The sequence below is a fragment of the Sphingomonas sp. BK345 genome (assembly GCF_014193845.1).
GTDB lineage: Bacteria > Pseudomonadota > Alphaproteobacteria > Sphingomonadales > Sphingomonadaceae > Sphingomonas.
Genome location: NZ_JACHZX010000006.1, coordinates 1 through 17983, shown reverse-complemented (window position 1 = coordinate 17983; position 17983 = coordinate 1). Strand labels below are relative to the sequence as shown.

General features: G+C 66.2%; 13 protein-coding genes and 1 pseudogene. 9 read left to right on the top strand and 5 right to left on the bottom strand.

The window, feature by feature from the left end; genetic code table 11:
• The first annotated feature begins 21 nt into the window (after positions 1-21).
• The 3 genes from FHY03_RS17085 to FHY03_RS17075 all read left to right on the top strand — a co-directional run bounded on the left by FHY03_RS17085 (position 22) and on the right by FHY03_RS17075 (position 3934).
• Positions 22-645, top strand: a complete 624-nt coding sequence (locus FHY03_RS17085) for a PIG-L deacetylase family protein (protein ID WP_260159369.1) — start codon at positions 22-24, stop codon at positions 643-645.
• Entirely contained in the window at positions 642-1253 is a 612-nt protein-coding gene (locus tag FHY03_RS17080) for a class I SAM-dependent methyltransferase (protein WP_183923660.1), read from the top strand. The genes FHY03_RS17085 and FHY03_RS17080 overlap by 4 nt, the downstream gene beginning before the upstream one ends.
• A gap of 275 nt (positions 1254-1528) precedes the next feature.
• Positions 1529-3934, top strand: coding sequence for a GH92 family glycosyl hydrolase (locus FHY03_RS17075; RefSeq protein ID WP_183931795.1), 2406 nt, complete (start codon positions 1529-1531; stop codon positions 3932-3934).
• 283 nt (positions 3935-4217) lie between these two features.
• Here FHY03_RS17075 and FHY03_RS21365 read toward each other — a convergent pair whose 3' ends face one another.
• Complete coding sequence (locus FHY03_RS21365; protein WP_311722105.1) at positions 4218-4553, bottom strand: hypothetical protein; 336 nt, start codon at positions 4551-4553, stop codon at positions 4218-4220.
• Positions 4489-5739, bottom strand: coding sequence for a DUF2254 domain-containing protein (locus tag FHY03_RS17065; protein ID WP_260159367.1), 1251 nt, complete (start codon positions 5737-5739; stop codon positions 4489-4491). Before FHY03_RS17065 ends, FHY03_RS21365 begins: the two co-directional genes overlap by 65 nt.
• 500 nt (positions 5740-6239) lie before the next feature.
• On the opposite strand from FHY03_RS17065, the gene FHY03_RS17060 reads away from it, so the two are divergent.
• Positions 6240-7319 (top strand): sodium:calcium antiporter, encoded by a 1080-nt coding sequence (locus FHY03_RS17060; RefSeq protein ID WP_183931794.1) that lies wholly within the window; start codon positions 6240-6242, stop codon positions 7317-7319.
• 340 nt (positions 7320-7659) lie between these two features.
• On the opposite strand, the pseudogene FHY03_RS21430 reads toward FHY03_RS17060, so the two are convergent.
• Positions 7660-7869: pseudogene (locus tag FHY03_RS21430) on the bottom strand (hypothetical protein); the annotation flags it as partial.
• A 53-nt stretch (positions 7870-7922) separates the two neighbouring features.
• Between FHY03_RS21430 and FHY03_RS17055 the strand changes: the two are divergent.
• Positions 7923-8135, top strand: coding sequence for an SMR family transporter (locus tag FHY03_RS17055; protein ID WP_311722101.1), 213 nt, complete (start codon positions 7923-7925; stop codon positions 8133-8135).
• 172 nt (positions 8136-8307) lie between these two features.
• Here FHY03_RS17055 and FHY03_RS17050 read toward each other — a convergent pair whose 3' ends face one another.
• Positions 8308-8562 carry a hypothetical protein gene (locus tag FHY03_RS17050; protein ID WP_183931793.1) on the bottom strand — a complete coding sequence of 85 codons (255 nt, stop codon included), beginning with the start codon at positions 8560-8562 and terminating at the stop codon, positions 8308-8310.
• Positions 8563-8830: 268 nt separating this feature from the next.
• Here FHY03_RS17050 and FHY03_RS17045 point away from each other — a divergent pair, with 268 nt between their 5' ends.
• Positions 8831-11782, top strand: coding sequence for a TonB-dependent receptor (locus FHY03_RS17045; protein ID WP_183931880.1), 2952 nt, complete (start codon positions 8831-8833; stop codon positions 11780-11782).
• Between the two features lie 110 nt (positions 11783-11892).
• Positions 11893-13578: a DUF5597 domain-containing protein gene (locus FHY03_RS17040; RefSeq protein WP_183931792.1), complete on the top strand. Its 1686-nt coding sequence runs from the start codon at positions 11893-11895 to the stop codon at positions 13576-13578.
• A 244-nt stretch (positions 13579-13822) separates the two neighbouring features.
• On the opposite strand, the gene FHY03_RS17035 is transcribed toward FHY03_RS17040, so the two are convergent.
• The gene (locus FHY03_RS17035) at positions 13823-14566 is read right to left on the bottom strand and encodes a FadR/GntR family transcriptional regulator (RefSeq protein ID WP_221190303.1); all 744 of its coding nucleotides are present in this window, start codon (positions 14564-14566) and stop codon (positions 13823-13825) included.
• Positions 14567-14937: 371 nt separating this feature from the next.
• On the opposite strand from FHY03_RS17035, the gene FHY03_RS17030 reads away from it, so the two are divergent.
• Both FHY03_RS17030 and FHY03_RS17025 read left to right on the top strand, forming a co-directional pair.
• On the top strand, positions 14938-16383 hold the full coding sequence (locus tag FHY03_RS17030; protein ID WP_183931791.1) for an acetylxylan esterase: 1446 nt from the start codon (positions 14938-14940) through the stop codon (positions 16381-16383).
• A gap of 887 nt (positions 16384-17270) precedes the next feature.
• Positions 17271-17528, top strand: coding sequence for a DUF6894 family protein (locus FHY03_RS17025; protein ID WP_183931790.1), 258 nt, complete (start codon positions 17271-17273; stop codon positions 17526-17528).
• Positions 17529-17983 lie beyond the last annotated feature (455 nt).

Genomic DNA, 17983 nt, shown 5'->3' with positions numbered 1-17983 from the left:
CGGATCGGCGGGCCCCGGCGTTTGCTGGTCATCGCTCCCCATCCCGACGATGAGGCGATCGGCGCCCATGCGCTGATGTCCCGACTGCGCCGACACGGTGTGTCGGTGCGGGTGGTCGTGGTGACCGACGGGGCTGCATCGCACCCGAATAGCCTCAGGTGGCCGCGTCGGCGGCTGGTGGCGGAGCGGCAGCGGGAGAGCCGTCGTGCCATGCGCCGCATCGGCGTGGCTGCGGGGGCCGTGACGTTCCTCGATCTTCCCGACGGTCGCCTCCACACGCGCACCGCCGCGGCCCGCCGTGGCCTCTCGCGTGCGCTGGGCCATGTCGGCTCGGCGTTGATCGCAGCGCCGGCGGCGAGTGACGATCATCCCGACCATCGCACGGTCGCGGCGTGCGTGGCGGCGCTGCACCGCCCCCATCTCCGCCGACTTGCTTATCCCGTGTGGCCGGCGGGCCAGCAGCCAGCCGGCGCTCGCTGCCTCTTCCTGACGACGCAAGAGCGGCTCGCGAAACGACAAGCGGTGCGCAGCTATCGCACCCAGGCCGGTCGCATCATGGACGATCCTGCGGGCTTCGCGATGACCCGCCGCCAGATCGCGGCCTTCACGCTCCAGCAGGAAGTGTTCGTGGAAGTGCGGCGATGAGACCGATCACGCTGACCGGGTTCGATCGCAAGTTCGTCGATGACGATGATCCCTGGTCCACGTTCACGAATCGGGACGAGGCGCTGAAGCGTCGTGCCATCCTGCACGCCATGGGGGCAGGCCCCTGGGGCCGCGTACTCGAGCTGGCGGCGGGAAACGGCTCCAACAGCGCGGCGATCGCTGCACGCGCTCTGCGTCTGGACGCGACCGAGGGCACCGCGAGCGGCACGACCCTGGTGGCGAGGGCGCTGAGCGGGCAGCGGCGAGCGCGTGCGCTGAAGCTGATCGTTCCCGCGGCACTGCCACGCCTGCGCTACGACATCGCCGTCGTGGCGGAAGTCATCTACTATCTGTCCGCACGCGACATGGCGCGCACCGCACGGGACGTCGCCACCGCGCTCCGGCCAGGCGGCTTGCTGGTCTTGGCACACCACCGCGTCGACTATCCCGACTTCGCGCAGCATGCCCCGCATCTGCAGCGTGCCTTTCTTCGCGCGACGGGTCGCCGCTGGCAGGTGCGCGTCGTGCGTCGAACCGGACGCTGGGTCGTGCTGGCCTGCAGCGCCGGTGACCGGCGTTGGTCCGGCGCGGCGTCACGAAGCGGCTAAGGCTCGCCCGTTCGCGTCCTGTCGCGTTGCCATGCTGGGTGCGCGAAACGAAGCCTCAGCGGGATCAGCGAGCGATCGCTTCCGGGACTTGAGCGCAAGCGCTGAGCGGCCAAGCTTAGGTGACGGCGTTGAGGCTAGCGCGAGGGCGTGGCAGCGGGTCCGTTCGCGAGCGAGCTACGTCGAATAGCAACACCGTCTCAGGGCAATCGAGCTCGGTTGACCAAGCCTGTCCCATACTTAAGATAACCGTCTTTCCATATTATTCGGAGACGGTGATGTTCCGCTATGGTCTGGCAGCTGCCACCTGCCTGAGCCTCACCGGCCTCGCCGTCGCGCAGCAGGGCACGCCATCGACGCCCGTCGCCGACGTCAATCCTTTCATCGGCACAACCAACGGCGGCAACGTCTTCCCTGGCGCGACACGGCCGTTCGGCATGGTCGCATTCAGCCCCGAGCTCACGCCGCTGCCGGGCAAGCGGCTGCCGATCGCGGCGCCCGGCGGCTACGAGTGGCGCGGCAATGGCGTGCGCGGGTTCAGCCTGACCCATGTCTCGGGCACGGGCTGCGCCGGCGCGAGCGGCGACGTCCCGATCATGCCGGTGACGATCCCGGTCGAGCGCTCGCCCGCCTCCGTCGAGGCGGGGTTGAGCTACGCCAGCTTGCTCGACCACGCCGCCGAACGCGCCTCGCCCGGGGCCTACCATGTCACCCTCGACAACGGCGTCGCGGTCGATCTCGGCGCGACCGAGCGCACCGCGATCGGCCGCTTCGCCTTCCCGGCGGACAAGCCCGCCAGTCTGCTGTTCCGCACCTCCGACAGCGAGGTCGGCAGCAGTGATTCCACGATCCGAATCGATCCCGCGACCCAGACCGTCAGCGGCACCGTCACCTCGGGCAATTTCTGCGGCTATCTCGCGGAAGATCGACGCGAGAGCTACTACACGCTCCACTTCGTCGCGCAGTTCGACCAGCCCTTCACCGTCGGCGGGACGTGGCGGGACGACCGCGTCAGCGCGGGCGCGGCGAGCGGGGGCGGGGGCACCAGCTACGGCGACCGCGGTCACCCGCCAGCGGGGCGCGGGGCGGGCGGCTGGATCAGCTTCGGGTCCGACGCCGCGCGCGCGGTGACGATGCGCGTCGGTGTGTCGTACGTCGACGAGGCGGGTGCTCGCCGCAACCTCGAACGCGAGAGCCCGGCGGGCACCAGCCTTGACTCGGTACAGGCCGCCGGTCGCGCCGCGTGGAAGCAGGCGCTAGGCCGTATCCGCGTCGAGGGTGGCGCGCGCGATGAGCGCACCGTCTTCTACACCGCGCTGTACCACGCGCTGATGACGCCCAACCTCTACAGCGACGTCGACGGCCGCTATCGTGGCTTCGACGCCGCGGTACACGCGCTCGCGCCGCGGCAGCAGGCGCAATATGCAAACTACTCGGGCTGGGACGTGTATCGCTCGCAGCTACATCTCGTTACGCTGCTCGACCCGCAGCGCGGGTCGGACATTGCCCAGTCGCTGCTCAACCAGGCCGAGCAGAACGGCGGGACGTGGGACCGCTGGACGCACCTCACCGGCGCCACCGGCGTGATGAACGGCGACCCGTCGCCGCCGTCGCTGGCCGCCATCTTCGCGTTCGGGGGACGCTCCTTCGATCTCAAGCGCGCCTATGCCTCGCTGCGTCGCGCCGCGACGGTACCCAGCGCCAAGGACCTCGACCGCAGGGGCTGCCCCGTGCTGTGCGTCGGGCAGCGGCCCGGGCTCGATCAGTGGCTGAAGCTGCACTACATGCCCGTCGGCGCGCCGGGCTGGGGCACGGTGTCCGACACGTTCGAGCTCGCCGCGGCCGACTTCGGGCTCGCCGAGCTGGCCCACCACGCCGGGGACCGCGCCGGCGAGAAGCTGTTCCGCGCGCGCTCGGGCTGGTGGCGAAACCTGTACAATCCCGCGGCCACGACCGTGGGCGGCTATCTCCAGCCGCGGCGCGCCGACGGCGGCTGGCCGCGCTTCGATCCGTCGTCCGACGAGGAGATGGTGGAGGGCAGCGGGGCGCAATATCTCTGGATGGTGCCGTTCGATCCGGCGGGGCTGATCGACGTGCTCGGCGGCCGTGCCGCGGCGTCGCGCCGGCTCGACGCCTTCTTCCGCGCGCCCGACGGCGGCTGGGCGGTGACGAAGGCGGGGCCGCTCCACGCCGAGCTCGACAACGAGCCGTCGATCGCCTCGCCCTGGACCTACCTGTTCACCGGTGAGCCGTGGAAGACGCAGGAGACGGTGCGCGCGGCGATGCGTCAGATTTGGACGAACACGCCCGCCGGCATTTCCGGCAACGACGACCTGGGGCAGATGTCGTCCTGGTACGTCTGGTCGGCGCTGGGCCTGTACCCGCTTTATCCCGGCCGCGCCGAGCTGGTGATCGGCAGCCCGCTGTTCCCGCGCGCGACGGTCGAGCGCCCCGGCGGCGTTCGGCTGGTGATCGACGCGCCCGGTGCTGCGCCCGACGCGCCGTACGTCACCGGGCTGCGCGTCGACGGCCATGCCAGCGACCGCGCCTGGCTGCCCGCCGATGCGGTGACCCGCGGCGCCACGCTCTCCTTCACCATGGCGCGTCAGCCGGATCGCTCCTGGGCGACGCGTACCAGGCCGCCGTCGTTCGGGCCGAGGGTGGGGCGTGTGGCGAGGCGGTGATGAGGCTGCGCGTCGCCACCGCGGCACGATGCAGGTGACGAACGGCTTACTGAAGTCAGTCTGCACAAGCGCTCGGCTGCAGCCGATTCGCGCGCCTGCCCCTCATCAGGACCAGAATCTGCCACAAGCGTTGCCGGCGTCGCGTGCGATGCCAGCGAAGCTCGGATGCTAGGTACCCGGTCGATCGACGAGAAGCTTCACCTTAGCTGGCGACCCTTAGCGTAGCCTCGGTCGGATCGACCGGGGCCATGATAAAGGCACCCGCATCACGCTGCGCCACCAATCAGGCGACGTGCTCGGCCGAGATACGCTGGCCTGGAACGAGCCGAGGGACGCGCGGCGGTGCCGGGGCGATCATCTCTGCCGCGATCCGTCCCGCGGCGTCTTCATATCGCACCATCTCTGTCGGGCCGTTCAGCGCGCGCGGTCCGGGCAGGGCCAACCGAACCGCGCCGCAGATTGCCCGGAGGCCTTGAAGTGGGGGATGGACAACGGGCGCCGGCCGGGGCTCCTGAGCGACCGATACTGGGTCAGGCTCGCCTGCTCGATAGTGCCTACTGATCCGTGGCGGCAAAGTGGCCGCGGTACGTCTGCTCCATAACAGCTCGGTCCCGCTCACACGTCAATGCCGCTGTCGCGCGCTCTGCCGCATCGCGAGCTTCTTGTTTCGCGAGCGACTGCACCGCCTCAGCATGTCGGGCTAACGCCACCAGAGCTTTCTGAAGCCTGATGCCCACTTCAACGATCGCGGCGCCGTCGCGCGCGATTGGGCGACACCAGTCGTCGAGCAGCTCGGCCAGTTGGATCGGCGGGACGCGGACCCTGGCGGGCAGTGGCGTAGCGTCTGTCGTCCGGTGATCAATCAGGCGCAACATCACGCGGGTGCTCGCCTCAATTACGGCGATCGCCGTTCCGGGATCGTTGACGGCCGGCGAGAGGGCGCGAGAGGCGATCTCGGATAGCACCACCAAGCCGAAGCGGGGATCGTGATCGAACGTGCGGTGGTGGGCCAGGGTGAAGGCCTGTCTAACCTTGGCGACCGCGTCGTCATCGCAACCGCCCGCAATCAGGGCGATCGGTCGGTCGGGTTCGACCAGCTTGCCGGGCAGCGCGACGACCTCGATATCAGCACCGATCGCCTGTGCCAGCTTCCCGAGCACCGCGACGTCGACGTGGGTCACCCGCGCCATCGTCTTCGGCATGACCGGCGTCATGCCGCGGGCGTCCGGCTGCGCCTGCTCGGTGCCGAGTGCCAGCGGGACGGCGATCGTGTCGATCGCCGCCATGGCCGCCCGCTCGACCCGATCGATCGTGTCGGACACGCGCCCGAACCGCGCGATGTGTTCGATCCAGCGCAACAGGGTGACGACGATGAAGAGGATGACGGCGATCGTGCCGGCCAAAAGGATGACGCGTCCAGTCTCGCCATACAGGCCGGTCGACAGCGCGATGATGCCGACGATGGCGAACAGGAAGCTACCGAGGAAGGTGGCGAGCGTGTTCTGTGCCGTGCTGTCGTCGATCAGCAGCTGAACCGCCCGGGGCGTGATCGTGCTGGTCGCACCCGAGTAGGCCGACACCATCGCGGTCAGCGAGAAGGTGGTCACGGCCAGCATGCTCGACGCCAGGATCGTCAGGATGCCGTCGACCGATTTCGCGCCGACCGTCGCGGCGAATTGGTAGGAGATGGTGTGTCCGACCAATGCACCTGCGAGGGCAAGTGCGCCGCCGAAGGCGCTGACCAACGCCGCTCTGAACCATATCCTGCGTGTCAGCAGGCGGATGAGCCATTGCCACCGCGTCAATGCCGTTCCCCTTCGGGTGTCCAAGCGGTAGCGAGCTGCGCCGGTTCCAGGAATAGCCTTCTCAACGTCCTGCGTCGGCCGCTACAGTCAGGCCCCAGCGGCGAAGCGGTAGCGGCATCGTCAATCCCTGAGCGAAGATCGAGAAGGCCACCCCGCCGTGAGCGGCATCTCCGTTCGGAACCATGACCACCGCAGCTGCGTCGCCGCTTCAAAAGCAACGGCGGCAGAAGGACGTTGCCTATCAGCTCGCGCGATAGCGGGAGATCGGCGCCGACCGGCACATAGGCGAGGCGGATGCCGGCGAGGACGAGGCCCGCGGTGTAGGGGAGGCTGATGCACCGCGATAGCCTCGCCACCAGCGAAGCCACGATCAGCATCGTGCCGAGCTCGGTCAGCCCTATCTCTGCCATCAGTCCTCTTTCAGCGGTGAAACGCCATGGAACGCGTGACGAGATGAACCGCTCAGGTTCACCGGCTCACTGGCGATCTGAGGGACGCGCATGTTCAACGGTTTCTCTCTGCCGATCCTGCTCGCGATCTTCGCCGCCTGCGCGGGCGTCATCTGGATCGCAGGCGTCAAGCTCGCCGACACGACGGACATCCTCTCCTCGCGTCTCCATCTCGGCAAGGCGCTTGGCGGCATCATCGTGCTCGCGGTGGCCACCAACCTGCCCGAGGTCGCAATCACCGTCAGCGCCGCGCTCGCGGGCGATCTGGGGGTGGCGGTCGGCAACATCCTCGGCGGCATCGCGATCCAGACGGTCGTGCTGGTGGCGATGGACATCGCCATGAGGGAGAAGGTGCCGCTGACCTATCGCGCCGCCAGCCTCACGTTGGTCGTGGAAGCGGTGCTAGTAGTGGCGGTCTTGATCGTGTCGATCATGGCGACGCAGTTGCCCGGCACCTTGATTGCCGTCCGCCTGACGCCTGGGACCGTGTTGATCGCCGTCTTATGGATAATCGGCGTGTGGCTCTCCAGCCGAGCCAGCAAGGGGCTGCCGTGGCACGATGCGAGCGGCACGGCGCCTGATGGGCAGGAGGAACCGAAGGGTCACTCGCAGGCCAAGAAGGATGATACGTCCGAGCGCCGCGGCGAAAGCACGGTGCGTGTCGCACTGGTGTTCGGCGCGGCGGCACTGGCGACCTTGGCCGCCGGTGTGCTCCTGGAGCGGAGCGGTGATGCTATCGCCCAGCAGATCGGTCTCAGTGGCGTCCTGTTCGGCGCGACGGTGCTTGCGGCGGCCACGTCGCTACCAGAGCTCTCGACAGGGATCACCTCAGTACGGATGAAGGATTATCAGCTCGCCGTCAGCGACATCTTCGGCGGGAACGCCTTCCTCCCGGTTCTCTTCCTCCTCGCCGTCGTCATCTCCGGCAAGGCGGTGCTGCCCGATGCGCAGGCGAGCGACATATATCTGGCGGGTCTCGGCGTGCTTCTGACCTGCGTCTACGCTGCTGGCCTGATATTCCGACCCAAGCGGCAGATCTGGCGGATGGGCGTGGACTCCGTCGCGGTGCTCACCCTCTATGCCCTCGGCGTGGGTGGCCTGTTTGCCATATCGAGCAGTCATGGCGGGTGAGCGAACCTCCCGGCGACGACCTCCGCGAGTGAACAGATAAGCAGTGCGAGAGGTGAAGATGAAAGGATGTCTGGAAACGCGGACGGGCAGAGAGGTCGTGGCTGTCTGGAGTAGGGGCTTGGTAACGGACACGGCCACCTCGAACACGAGCTATTCCGATCGCACCTTCAGATGGCCGCAACAACCAACGCCGGGCGCGGTTAGCCACCGCGCTTGTTGCCTTCCTTGCTACAGGATGAGGGTTCGAGGGTGCAAGAACAGCGGATCGACCGCCCCATAGCGTGTCTCCAGTTACCAGATCACGAGTCTACCTGATCGATTGTCAGCAGGACGTCGTCGGTCACGGCTCGCATGTTATTGGCGGCTGCGACGCCGTCGCCTTCCGGATGGCTTGGTACACAGTGGCATGCTCGTCGACACGCGCGGTGTGTCCTGCGATCCTGTCGGTCAACTTGATGGAGACGCGCGGTGCGGCCGCAACAAGGTCGCGAAACTGTACAAAGAAGGGATTTTCGGTAACGCGTAGCACCGCCTCGTGGAAGCGAACTCGGAGTCGAGCACATCGTCCTCGTCACGCTCGGCGGCGCGCCTCCGCTCAAGTCCGTGCCGGACGGGTTCGAGATCGTCGTCACCTCGACGCTGAAGGCCGCGGCCGAATTCACGCGGCCGCTCTTCTCCGTCGCCGTGGTCCTGCGCTATGTCGCGGCCTTCTACTGTCTGTCCGTCGCGCTGTGCCTCAGTCCTATGGGCATCGCCTACGCCATCTGGTCGGGCATCGGCATCGTGGTAAATTGGAAGGGCGTCGGAAGGTCCTGATTGGCCGATCTGGGGCCCATTTGGACAGTAGAACAGCCCTGTCCTAACGCTTGATTTGTTGTGACCGCGCGGCACGTGCGCGCGGCTGGCGTTGACGGTCTCGGCAGCGGCGCTGTTGCTGGCGAGCGCCCCCCGCCCTTGCGCAGACGCAGGAGGGCGCGACGCCTACGGCTCAGCAACAAGGCACCGCCAGCGGCGTCACCGTGCCGAGCGACGACCAGGGCACCGCCGATCCCGGCAGTGGCAACAGCGCTGTTGGCGGCGGCGACTTCGTCGTCACCGGCGTCCGCGCCAGCCTCAGCAGCGCGCAGGGATCAAGCGCAACGCCGACCATATCGTCGCCGAGGACATCGGCAAGCTGCCCGGCCGCAACGTCGCCGAGGCGTTGCAGCGCATCACCGGCATCGAGGATCCCTCGCTGACCCATCCGAGCAACTCCCAGCGATCACTTAATAGACGTAGCGATCCACGTTTCGAACGACGTGGGATAAAAGGTGCAAAGGGGATTGTCAGGCCAAAACCATCTTACCGGCTTGACGATCGCACGCACTCGACATACCAACAGGATGATAGCGCTAACGGCGCGACGCAGCCTGCCGGCACGAAGCAGGCGTGATCAAATCTGGAGGAGAGGCTTCGTGTTCGTACGTCGTCGTCACAACAACCGCCTATCGCTGCTCGCAGCCGCCGCCGGAATGGCTCTAATCGCCGCGGAAGCGCAGGCGCAGAGCGCCGTTCCTCCGGGGCCGGGTGGTCAACAGCCTTCCCCAGCCACGCAGGTCGATACCGCCGCCAACCCGGACGCGCAGGTGTCACCAGCCGCTGTGCAGAGCGTCGAGCAGGTCACTGAGACCGGGCAGCCCGGCGCGGACATCGTCGTCACCGGCATCCGCGCCTCGCTTCAGAGTGCAACCAACGCCAAACGTAACTCGGTCGCGTTCGGTGACTCGATCTTCGCCGAGGACATCGGCAAGCTGCCAGCCACCAACCTCGCCGAGACACTCAATCGGATCCCGGGCGTTCGCCTCAACCGCGATATCAGCGGTGAGGGCACGCAGGTCTCGATCCGCGGCCTTGGCCCCAGCTTCTCCAAGGTGTTGCTCAACGGCACGCAGTTCGCGGTGGCATCGGACGGCGGGACCAACGGATCGGGCGGCGGCAACCGCGAGGTAGACCTCGACTTCTTCCCGTCCGAGCTGTTCACCCGGCTCGACGTCGCCAAGACGCCGACCGCCTCGACGCTGGAGGGAGGCATCGCAGGCACGGTCAACCTCCGTAACGCGCGGCCGTTCGACAAGCCGGGCACGCACATCACCGTGGTCGCGCAGGGTGCCTATACCGACAGCAACGACAAGGTCGGGCCGCGCGGCGCGCTGGTTGCCAGCCACACCTTCGGCGACACGTTCGGCGTCCTGCTCGGGGTGGCCGGCGTCCGCCAGAAGACCCGCGTCGACGGCTATGACACGGTCGGCTTCACCGACGCCAACCTCGCCTGCGGCGCCGGGTGTAACGTCTCGCCGCCGGAGAGCAACGGCTTCAGCTTCGCTTCGATCACGCCCGCCAACGTCGGCCATGGGCTGGTCGCCGGCACGCCGGTGGACCTCGCGGCGACTTCGGGGCTGTCGCTGTCGCAGCTCTCCAAGGCGATCATCCCGCGGCTCGGCCGTCCGGTGCTGACCGAGGGCACCCGCGAGCGTATATCGGTCGTCGGCGCGGTCGAGTGGCGCCCCTCTGACGCCCTGCACTTCGCGCTCGACGGGATCTGGGCACGGTCGAAGCGTGATTACCTGCGCTCGAATATGAACTGGCAGGTGCGCAACTCGGGGCCGGGCACGTCACCCCAGTCGACCGGCGGCATGGTGCCCTTCGACATCGAGGTCGATCCGAACAACGTCGTCACCTCGGGCGTGTTCGCCAACTCCTCCTTCTTCTCCGAGAACAGCATCTTCAACCAGGACACCAAGTTCTGGAACGTGACGCCGAGCGCGTCGTGGAAGCCGAGCGAGACGGTCAGGGTCGACCTGTCGGCCAACTTCGGCAAGAGCACCTTCTTTCGCGAGCAGCCGACCTTCGCGTTCCAGACGGCGCCGAACTCGGGCGTCGAGGTCACCTACGACAACACCAACGGTAACCCGCAGCCGATCATCGCTGCCAACGTCGACCTGGGTGACCCGAACCTCGGCTGGCAATGGTACCGCGTCAACGTCCAGAATGTGCGTCGCGAGACCGAAACGCGCGGCGCACACCTCGACGTCTATGTCGGTGACGACACGCTCAACGTGAAGTTCGGCGCGGCCTACGACCAAGCCAAGCGCAGCGTCCGTGCCTATGACAACACCAACCCGTTCCAGCTATCGGTGTGCGGCAGTCCGTGCACCGGCAACACCGGCAGCGTCCCCACCAGCGCCATTCCGCAGTATCTGATGCGCACTGCCGCGAGCAACTTCGGCCATCTGTCGCGCGGCTCGTTCGGCGTGACGAGCTTCATCGTCCCAGACCTCGATCGCCTGAAGGAGGTGACGAACTACGCGCAGTTCCGCGACACCGCGCCGGAGACGCGGGGTGCCGTGACGGGCGGGTCGACGGGAGACATCGACGAGAAGGTCTACGGAGGCTACGCCGAGATCAACGGCACGTCCGAGCTATTCGGCCGCGAGCTGCGCGCCAACGCGGGCTTCCGCTACACCTACACCAAGCAGCGCGTCGTCGGCCCCAGTCAGATCGGCACCGCCATCGTCGATATCGTCGCTGACTCCAACTACGAGGAGGTGCTGCCATCGGCGAACCTCAGCTACGACGTGTTGGACAATCTGAAGCTTCGCTTCGCCGTGTCCAAGTCGCTGACGCGGCCCGACGCGGGCTCGATCCTGCCGGGCGTCACCTTCTCTGATCCTAGTGCGCAGATCGCCACCGCGGGCAATCCAGCGCTTCAGCCCTACACGTCCGACAACATCGACGTCGGTGGCGAGTTCTACACCGGCGGCGCCGGCTACATCGGCGTGGCGCTCTTCCGAAAGAGCATCAACGGCTTCACCGCCACCATCCAGCAGGCGACGCCCTTCTCCGAGCTCAACATCCCGGTGGACGCGCTTCAGGCCACGCAGCGGCAGGCGCTGCTTGACCGGGCGGCCGCCTCGGGCGTGGCGGTGTCCGCAGTGCCGATAACAGTCAACCTGCCCGTCAACCTCAACAACCTCGTGATCAAGGGAATCGAGGGCACGTGGAACCAGCCGCTCGACTTCGTCTTCAAGGGGCTCGGCTTCCAGGCCAACGGCACGCACATCACGCAGAAGTCCGATAGCGGGCTCGTCGCCGCAGGCGTCCCGCGCTGGCAGTACAATCTCCAGGGCTATTACGAGAACTATGGCCTCTCGCTGAGCCTCAATTACGTCTGGCAGGGCGGGGTGATCGCGGCCAACGCGCCGCAGAACAACCTCCCGCTCGGGCTGCTGGCGGACGCGCGCGGCCAACTCGACCTGTCGGCCGGCTATCAGCTGCCGTTCATGAACAAGGCGGTGCGGCTCACGCTCGACATGCTCAACCTCACCAATGCCCCGATCCGCACGACCTTCGGCTACGACAATGCCGCGTACAACGTCTACTATCCTGGGCGGCAGGTCCTCTTCGGCCTGCGCGCTAGTTTCTAAGCAGTTCCGGCGCGTCTCGACCCCTTCTCCGAGATTTGCCGTTGCTAGGCCGGTCTCCCCCGGGGGGCCGGCCCCTTTGTTGATTTGCGAGATCCACCTAGGGAGCTGCGATGTCCAGCCTGTTCTCCGTTACCCGAATAATCCTGGCTGGCATCGCCTTGCTCGTAGGCACAGTCGCACAGGCGCAGTCCACGGACGCACCGCACCTTGAGCGGCGCGGCAAGGCAACGCAGCTGATCGTCGACGGCAAACCGTTCCTCGTGCTGGGTGGCGAGCTCCACAATTCGAGCAGTAGCGACCTCGCGTATATGGCGCCGATCTGGCCCAGGCTGAAGACGATGAATCTCAATACGGTGCTCGCACCCGTCGCGTGGGAGACGATCGAGCCGCAGGAGGGTCGCTTTGACTTCAGCAATGTCGATGGCTTGCTGAGGGGCGCGCGCGCGCAGAACCTTCGGCTGGTTCTCCTCTGGTTTGGTGCGTGGAAGAACACATACTCGAGCTATGTGCCCGCATGGGTGAAGCGCGATCAGACACGGTTCGCGCGCGCGCAGACCAGCGATGGACGTGGAACCGAGAGGCTCTCGCCATTCTCGAGGACCACGAGGGACGCGGATGCGCGCGCGTTCGGGAAACTGATGCGGCACCTTCGTGCCGTTGACGGGGCGCAGCACACCGTCCTGATGGTCCAGGTCGAGAATGAGGTCGGCGTCATTCCGGAGTCGCGCGACCATTCGGCGGCCGCCGGTGCGGCGCTGGCCGCGGCCGTGCCCGAGCCGCTCCTTCGCTACCTTGCGGCGAACCGGTCCACGTTGCATCCGACGTTGCGGACCGCCTGGGAGACTGCTGGAGCCCGCACTGCGGGAACGTGGCGCGAGGTTTTCGGCGATCAGTCGATGACCGACTCGTTGTTCATGTCATGGGCTTACGCGACCTTCATCGAAGGGGTCACTGCGGCGGGGAAGGCGGAGTACCGGCTGCCGATGTTCACCAACGCGGCGCTGATCCGGCCCAATTACGAGCCGGGCCAGTACAATTCTGGCGGCCCACTCCCCTTCGCCATCGATGTCTATAAGGCGGGCGCGCCATCGCTCGACTTTCTGGCGCCCGACATCTACTTCGAGGATTACGCCAGCTGGGCGTCGCAATACACGCGACCCGATAACCCCTTGTTCGTGCCGGAAGCCCGCGGTGGCCCGGTCGGGGCGGCGAACGCGCTCTACAGCTTCGGTACGCTGGGCGCGGTCGGCTTCTCGCCCTTCGGGATCGATGGCGAGGGCGTCGTGTTGCAGGGAGACGCGAGTATCGGGCTCAGTGCGGCGGGCGAGGGCGATCCCGCGATGACGGCGCTCTACGGCCAGCTTGCCCCTCTCGCGCCCATGATCCTGCAGAAACAGGTGGAAGGTGGGCTCACGACCGTGCTGATGGAGGGCGGAGCGCAGCGCGCCGGACGCGGCCGCATCGGCGACTACGTCGTCAACATGACGCGTGCCGGCGGGGCGAAGGGCGACGTCGATCAGACCAGCCGCGTCGCGGCGATGTTCCTGCAGACCGCCCCAGACGAGTTCCTGGTCGTGGGCAGCGGCGACGCGCAGCTCAGTTTCACCACGGATCGCCCTGGCCTACCAATCGTCGGCATCGAAAGCATCGACGAGCAGATCTTCCGGGACGGCCAGTCCGTCACCGGTCGTCGGCTGAACGGCGACGAGACGGGTCAAGGCCAATCTCTGCGATTATTTTCAAAGGATTCTGGCGACGGGAAGGTTTATCGTCTTCGGCTCTACCGCTACCGCTGAGGCGGCTACCACGTCGGCGTCGACGGCGAGAGGCCGGCGTATGTGCGGCGAGGTCTTGAAGTCGACGCGCGAGCGTTTGTTGTACCTAGATGGACGGGCTTGATCGCGAGAGCCTTCCGCATCGATCGTCAATGACCGTCCGCACCTAAGCGTGTGCGCTCCCCCGGTCCGCTCGCCACGGGCATCTCTCTCGAGTGTTCAAGGCGCGCGCGCTCCGCGACCGGACCCGTTGATGCTGGCATGATCATTCTGCCGGCTCAGCCACTCCCGCGCGACGCGCGAAAAGGTGCCGACGTTCATCCATCTTCAGTCTCGCACGCTCCCGGGCATCGTGCTCCGTCGCGCGGTAGAGACTTTCCGTGACGCGTGTCAGGTGGACCTGCATCGCCTCACGAGCCCCATCCGGATCGTGTGCCCGTAGCGCGGCGAGTATGCGCCGATGGTCTTCCACCGGCGGCTGGATTCCGATCTGCCTCGCGAGCGAGAAAAGATAGACGCACAACGGCGAGCTGTACCTTTTGTCCCAGAGCGATTGTACGACACTGACGATGGCCTCGTTGTGGGTCGATCGAGCTAAGGTCAGATGGAAATCGCGATCTGCTCGTTCGCGGATCGTCGGATCTAATCCGTTGTCTGCCATCTGCGACAACAAGCCTTCCAGTTCGATCAGCTCGGCCTCGTTGATCGTGCCGGCGGCCAAGGCCGCAGTCTCACCTTCGAATAGGCGTCGTGCCTCCGTCACCTCGAAGGGCCCAACATTGTCCGTCAGGTCGGGTGTCGTCGCCTCGGGCCCCGTTGCGATGACGTAGACGCCGGTGCTGTGACGCATCTCCACCACGCCGCGCAGCTCGAGAACGATGATTGCTTCACGGACCGTCGGTCGGCTTACGCCGAGGAGATCCGCGAGCTCGCGCTCGGACGGCAGCCGGCTGTTCACCTGATAGTGACCCAACCGGATCGACTGTTGCAGACGGCGTGCGACTTGCATGTAAAGTCGCTCAGGAACAACCTTCGACCGATCCGTCACCAACGTCCCTTCGCCCATCCAGTACGACGCGGCCTGCTCCGAAAGTCAGCTGCACGTGCGCTATTCTCGGCCGTTCGCCTGCCTTACCACGTCGTCCGACAATCTCGAAACCTGCTTTCGGCGAGGGTGTGCAGCTATGCTTCCGTCGGCTAGGATACATAACCTCGCGGAGCAGATGCCGAGGCGTCGGACGGCAAAGCATTGTAGAGCGCCAAGCGGGCTTGCCGCGCCACAAGTGGGCGGTACCGTGCCACTGGGCTGGAACGAGCACCCGAGGAGAGTAGCGGATGCGGCTAAGTGGTTGGCGCACGAGCGGGCTGCTGCTTGCGGCTATGTTTCTGTCGGCGGCAGGTGACGCACCCACCGCCGCCGAACAGGACCATCGGGGCATGATGCGACAATTGGGCATCGTGGAATTGCGACCAGGGCCCAGCGGCGACCCGGAGGCGCCGAACGCGGCCAACTACGATCCTGCAAAGGCGAACCCTTATTCGGTCTGGCCCGATCTCATGACGATGGCGGACGGGCGTCCGGTGACCAGCGCGGCCATGTGGAAGCGGGAGCGCCGGCCTGAGTTGGTGGAACTGTTCGAGCGTGAGATCTACGGTCGCATACCCGCCCTTGCGCCAACGGTCACCTGGCGCGTCGACAGCGCCGATCGTGAGTTCATCGGAGGCCGGCCAGTACTCGCGCAACAGCTGATCGGGCATCTCGACAATCGAGGAGCGCCGCAGATCGCGGTCGATATCAGGGCCACGCTCGTCGTGCCAGCCAACGCAAAGGGACCCGTACCCTTGCTCATCATGTTCGCGCCGGCTCGTTACCCCGCGCCTTCGCAGCCCGACGCGCGCGACGCCGCTCGCCTGGACGAAGCGATGAAGGCGCTGCTACTTCAGCGAGATCCATCGCTCGCAGCGATCTTTGCCAAGCATCCTGGGCTGGCGTTCGTGGAGCCTGGCAGTTTCCCTCCGACTCCGCCCCGCGATGATCGGGTGACAACGCTCATAGCCGACGGTTGGGGCGTGGCGCTGCTCGATACCGCTAGTATCCAGGCTGACGATGGCGCAGGCCTGCGCGAAGGCGTCATCGGCCTCGCTAATCAGGGGCGCGCTCGTACGCCGGAGCAATGGGGCGCGTTGCGGGCTTGGGGCTGGGGCGCCAGCCGACTTCTGGATTACCTAACTAAACGGCGGGAGGTCGATGCGGCGCACGTCGGCGTCGAGGGCGTGTCACGTTGGGGCAAAGCGGCACTAGTCGCCGCAGCATTCGATGAGCGGTTCGCGACGGTCCTGATCGGCTCCTCGGGCGAGGGTGGGGTGAAGCCACATCGCCGAACCTTCGGCGAACAGGTCGAGAATCTCACCGGTGCTGGCAGCTATCACTGGATGGCTGGCAACTTCCTCAAGTACGGGGCGGAGAAAGGACGGCTAGGCCGGAAGACGGCGGCGGACATACCGGTCGAAGCACATGAACTGCTGGCGCTCGTCGCGCCGCGGTTGGCATTCGTAAGCTACGGCATCCCAGCGCAAGGCGACGCAGAGTGGCTCGACCAGCAAGGCAGCTACATGGCGACGATCGCTGCCGGGCGTGCCTGGACCTTGCTTGGCAAGCGGGATCTCGGTCGCGGCAACGACTTTCGGGCGGCGGTCATCCCGCCGCCGACCACCGCGCTGATTGATGGCGAACTCGCCTGGCGTCAGCACGAGGGCGGGCATACGGACGCGCCGAACATGGAGACCTTCCTGCGGTGGGCTGACCAAAAGATCGGGCGGCGGTGATTTCGCGTCCGCGAGTGCCCGAATAGGACGCCGACGCGGAGTGGACCTCCGCCGCAATCACCCGCCGAAACGCCTCTAGTTACCGCAGCGGGTTCTGCTCACCGGATTACGGCCAACGTCCCGTCCGCAAGCTCCTCGAACCGAAACGCCGTCGCATCCAGCTCGTCCGCGAAGGTGCCGAGCGTCAGGGCGATAAGTGCTCGGTCGTGGTCCGCCTGCTCACCTGCCACAAGGTCAGGGAGCGCCTTCGTGCGAGCGAGACGCGCTGCCGTCCGCAAGCCTTCGGCGAGTATCTCTATGCGACGGTCTGCCGGTCCGCCTAACACGTGTGCACCTCGGTTAACGCCTGTCCTTTGACTGGCACATGTTCGCGACTTCCTCGCCAACGTGCATTAGGGCCCCTGAAGGCAGCCGACGCGTCCGAAGCAGCGTGGGCTGACCGCCTGACGCAGGTCAGCACGATTACCCGGACCGATACGTCACATCTCGTCGTTTCATTCTCGTGCTGACATCGTTCTGGATGATTGCCGCCTTGGTCGCGGTCTTGCTCGTTGTTGGTCTCGCTAGTGCTGCGAGGCGTACCAGCGCGCGGCGTCGGCATGGTAAAGGCAGATAGGAAGAGGGGATTGGATGCTCGAATCGTCTGAGTTTTGCCGCGAGCGTGCTGTGGTCGAGCGCCAAGCAGCTTCGACAGCTACACTGCCTTTCGTTCGTCAGCGCCATATCGACTCGGCCGAAGGCTGGGAGCGCATGGCACAGCGAGGCGAGAAGCACGCGATGAGGGTGGCCGGCCGCTTGGCGCTCGAGTGAACACCGGTTGTGCCCGTCATTCGTCACAATACAAGCTGGCCGCGGTACCGATCAAAGCTGTGCTGCATTGAGGCACGATGCCACGCTTCCGCTTCACCATTCGTGATGACCAAGGTGAGGTCGGCAACAAGGTTGTCGACCTACCGGATATTTCAGCCGCAAAGGCTCAGGCGGTTGAGGAAGCGAGCCGAGCACTGGCGATCGTCGATGGCTCCTTCTGGGCAGACGGCCACTTGCAGATTGACGTGACGGACGGACGCGGCCTCAGCGTGGCGACTCTGATGATCAACGGCTTCGAGGCACCGGCCACCGGTACAAGCCGCGGGCTGAAGTAAGCAATTCAACCTAAACCGCTGACAGTCCGTGCATTTGGGTAATCTCGCCGCTGTAACTGGGCCGGGCCACCCGGCCGGGACGACGCCCCTGTAATCCTCCGCTTCGTATCCCCGGACATCGGCGCCAGGTTACACCCAGTCACGCGGAGTTGGCGACGATCTTCTCGATGCGCTGAGCCAGGGCAAGGTGCTGCTGGGTGCTGGCTCCCGTGCCATGCTGCCTTGCGCTCGGGCTGCGACACGCGATCGCATTAGCCATTACGCCGCCTGGCCGCGGAAGGCTATCGTGGCGAGGTGGTGAATTCGTCAGCCTTCGCGCGCAGGGCTCGTCGGTGCGCCAGCAAACCAGCCTAAGCGGATGTGACGTGACCCCCGTTTCTTCATCCATCTGGAACTAGAGACCGGCCCCTCGAAGGGACGGACGGAATGAAGCGGAAGCAGTTTTCGGAAGAGCA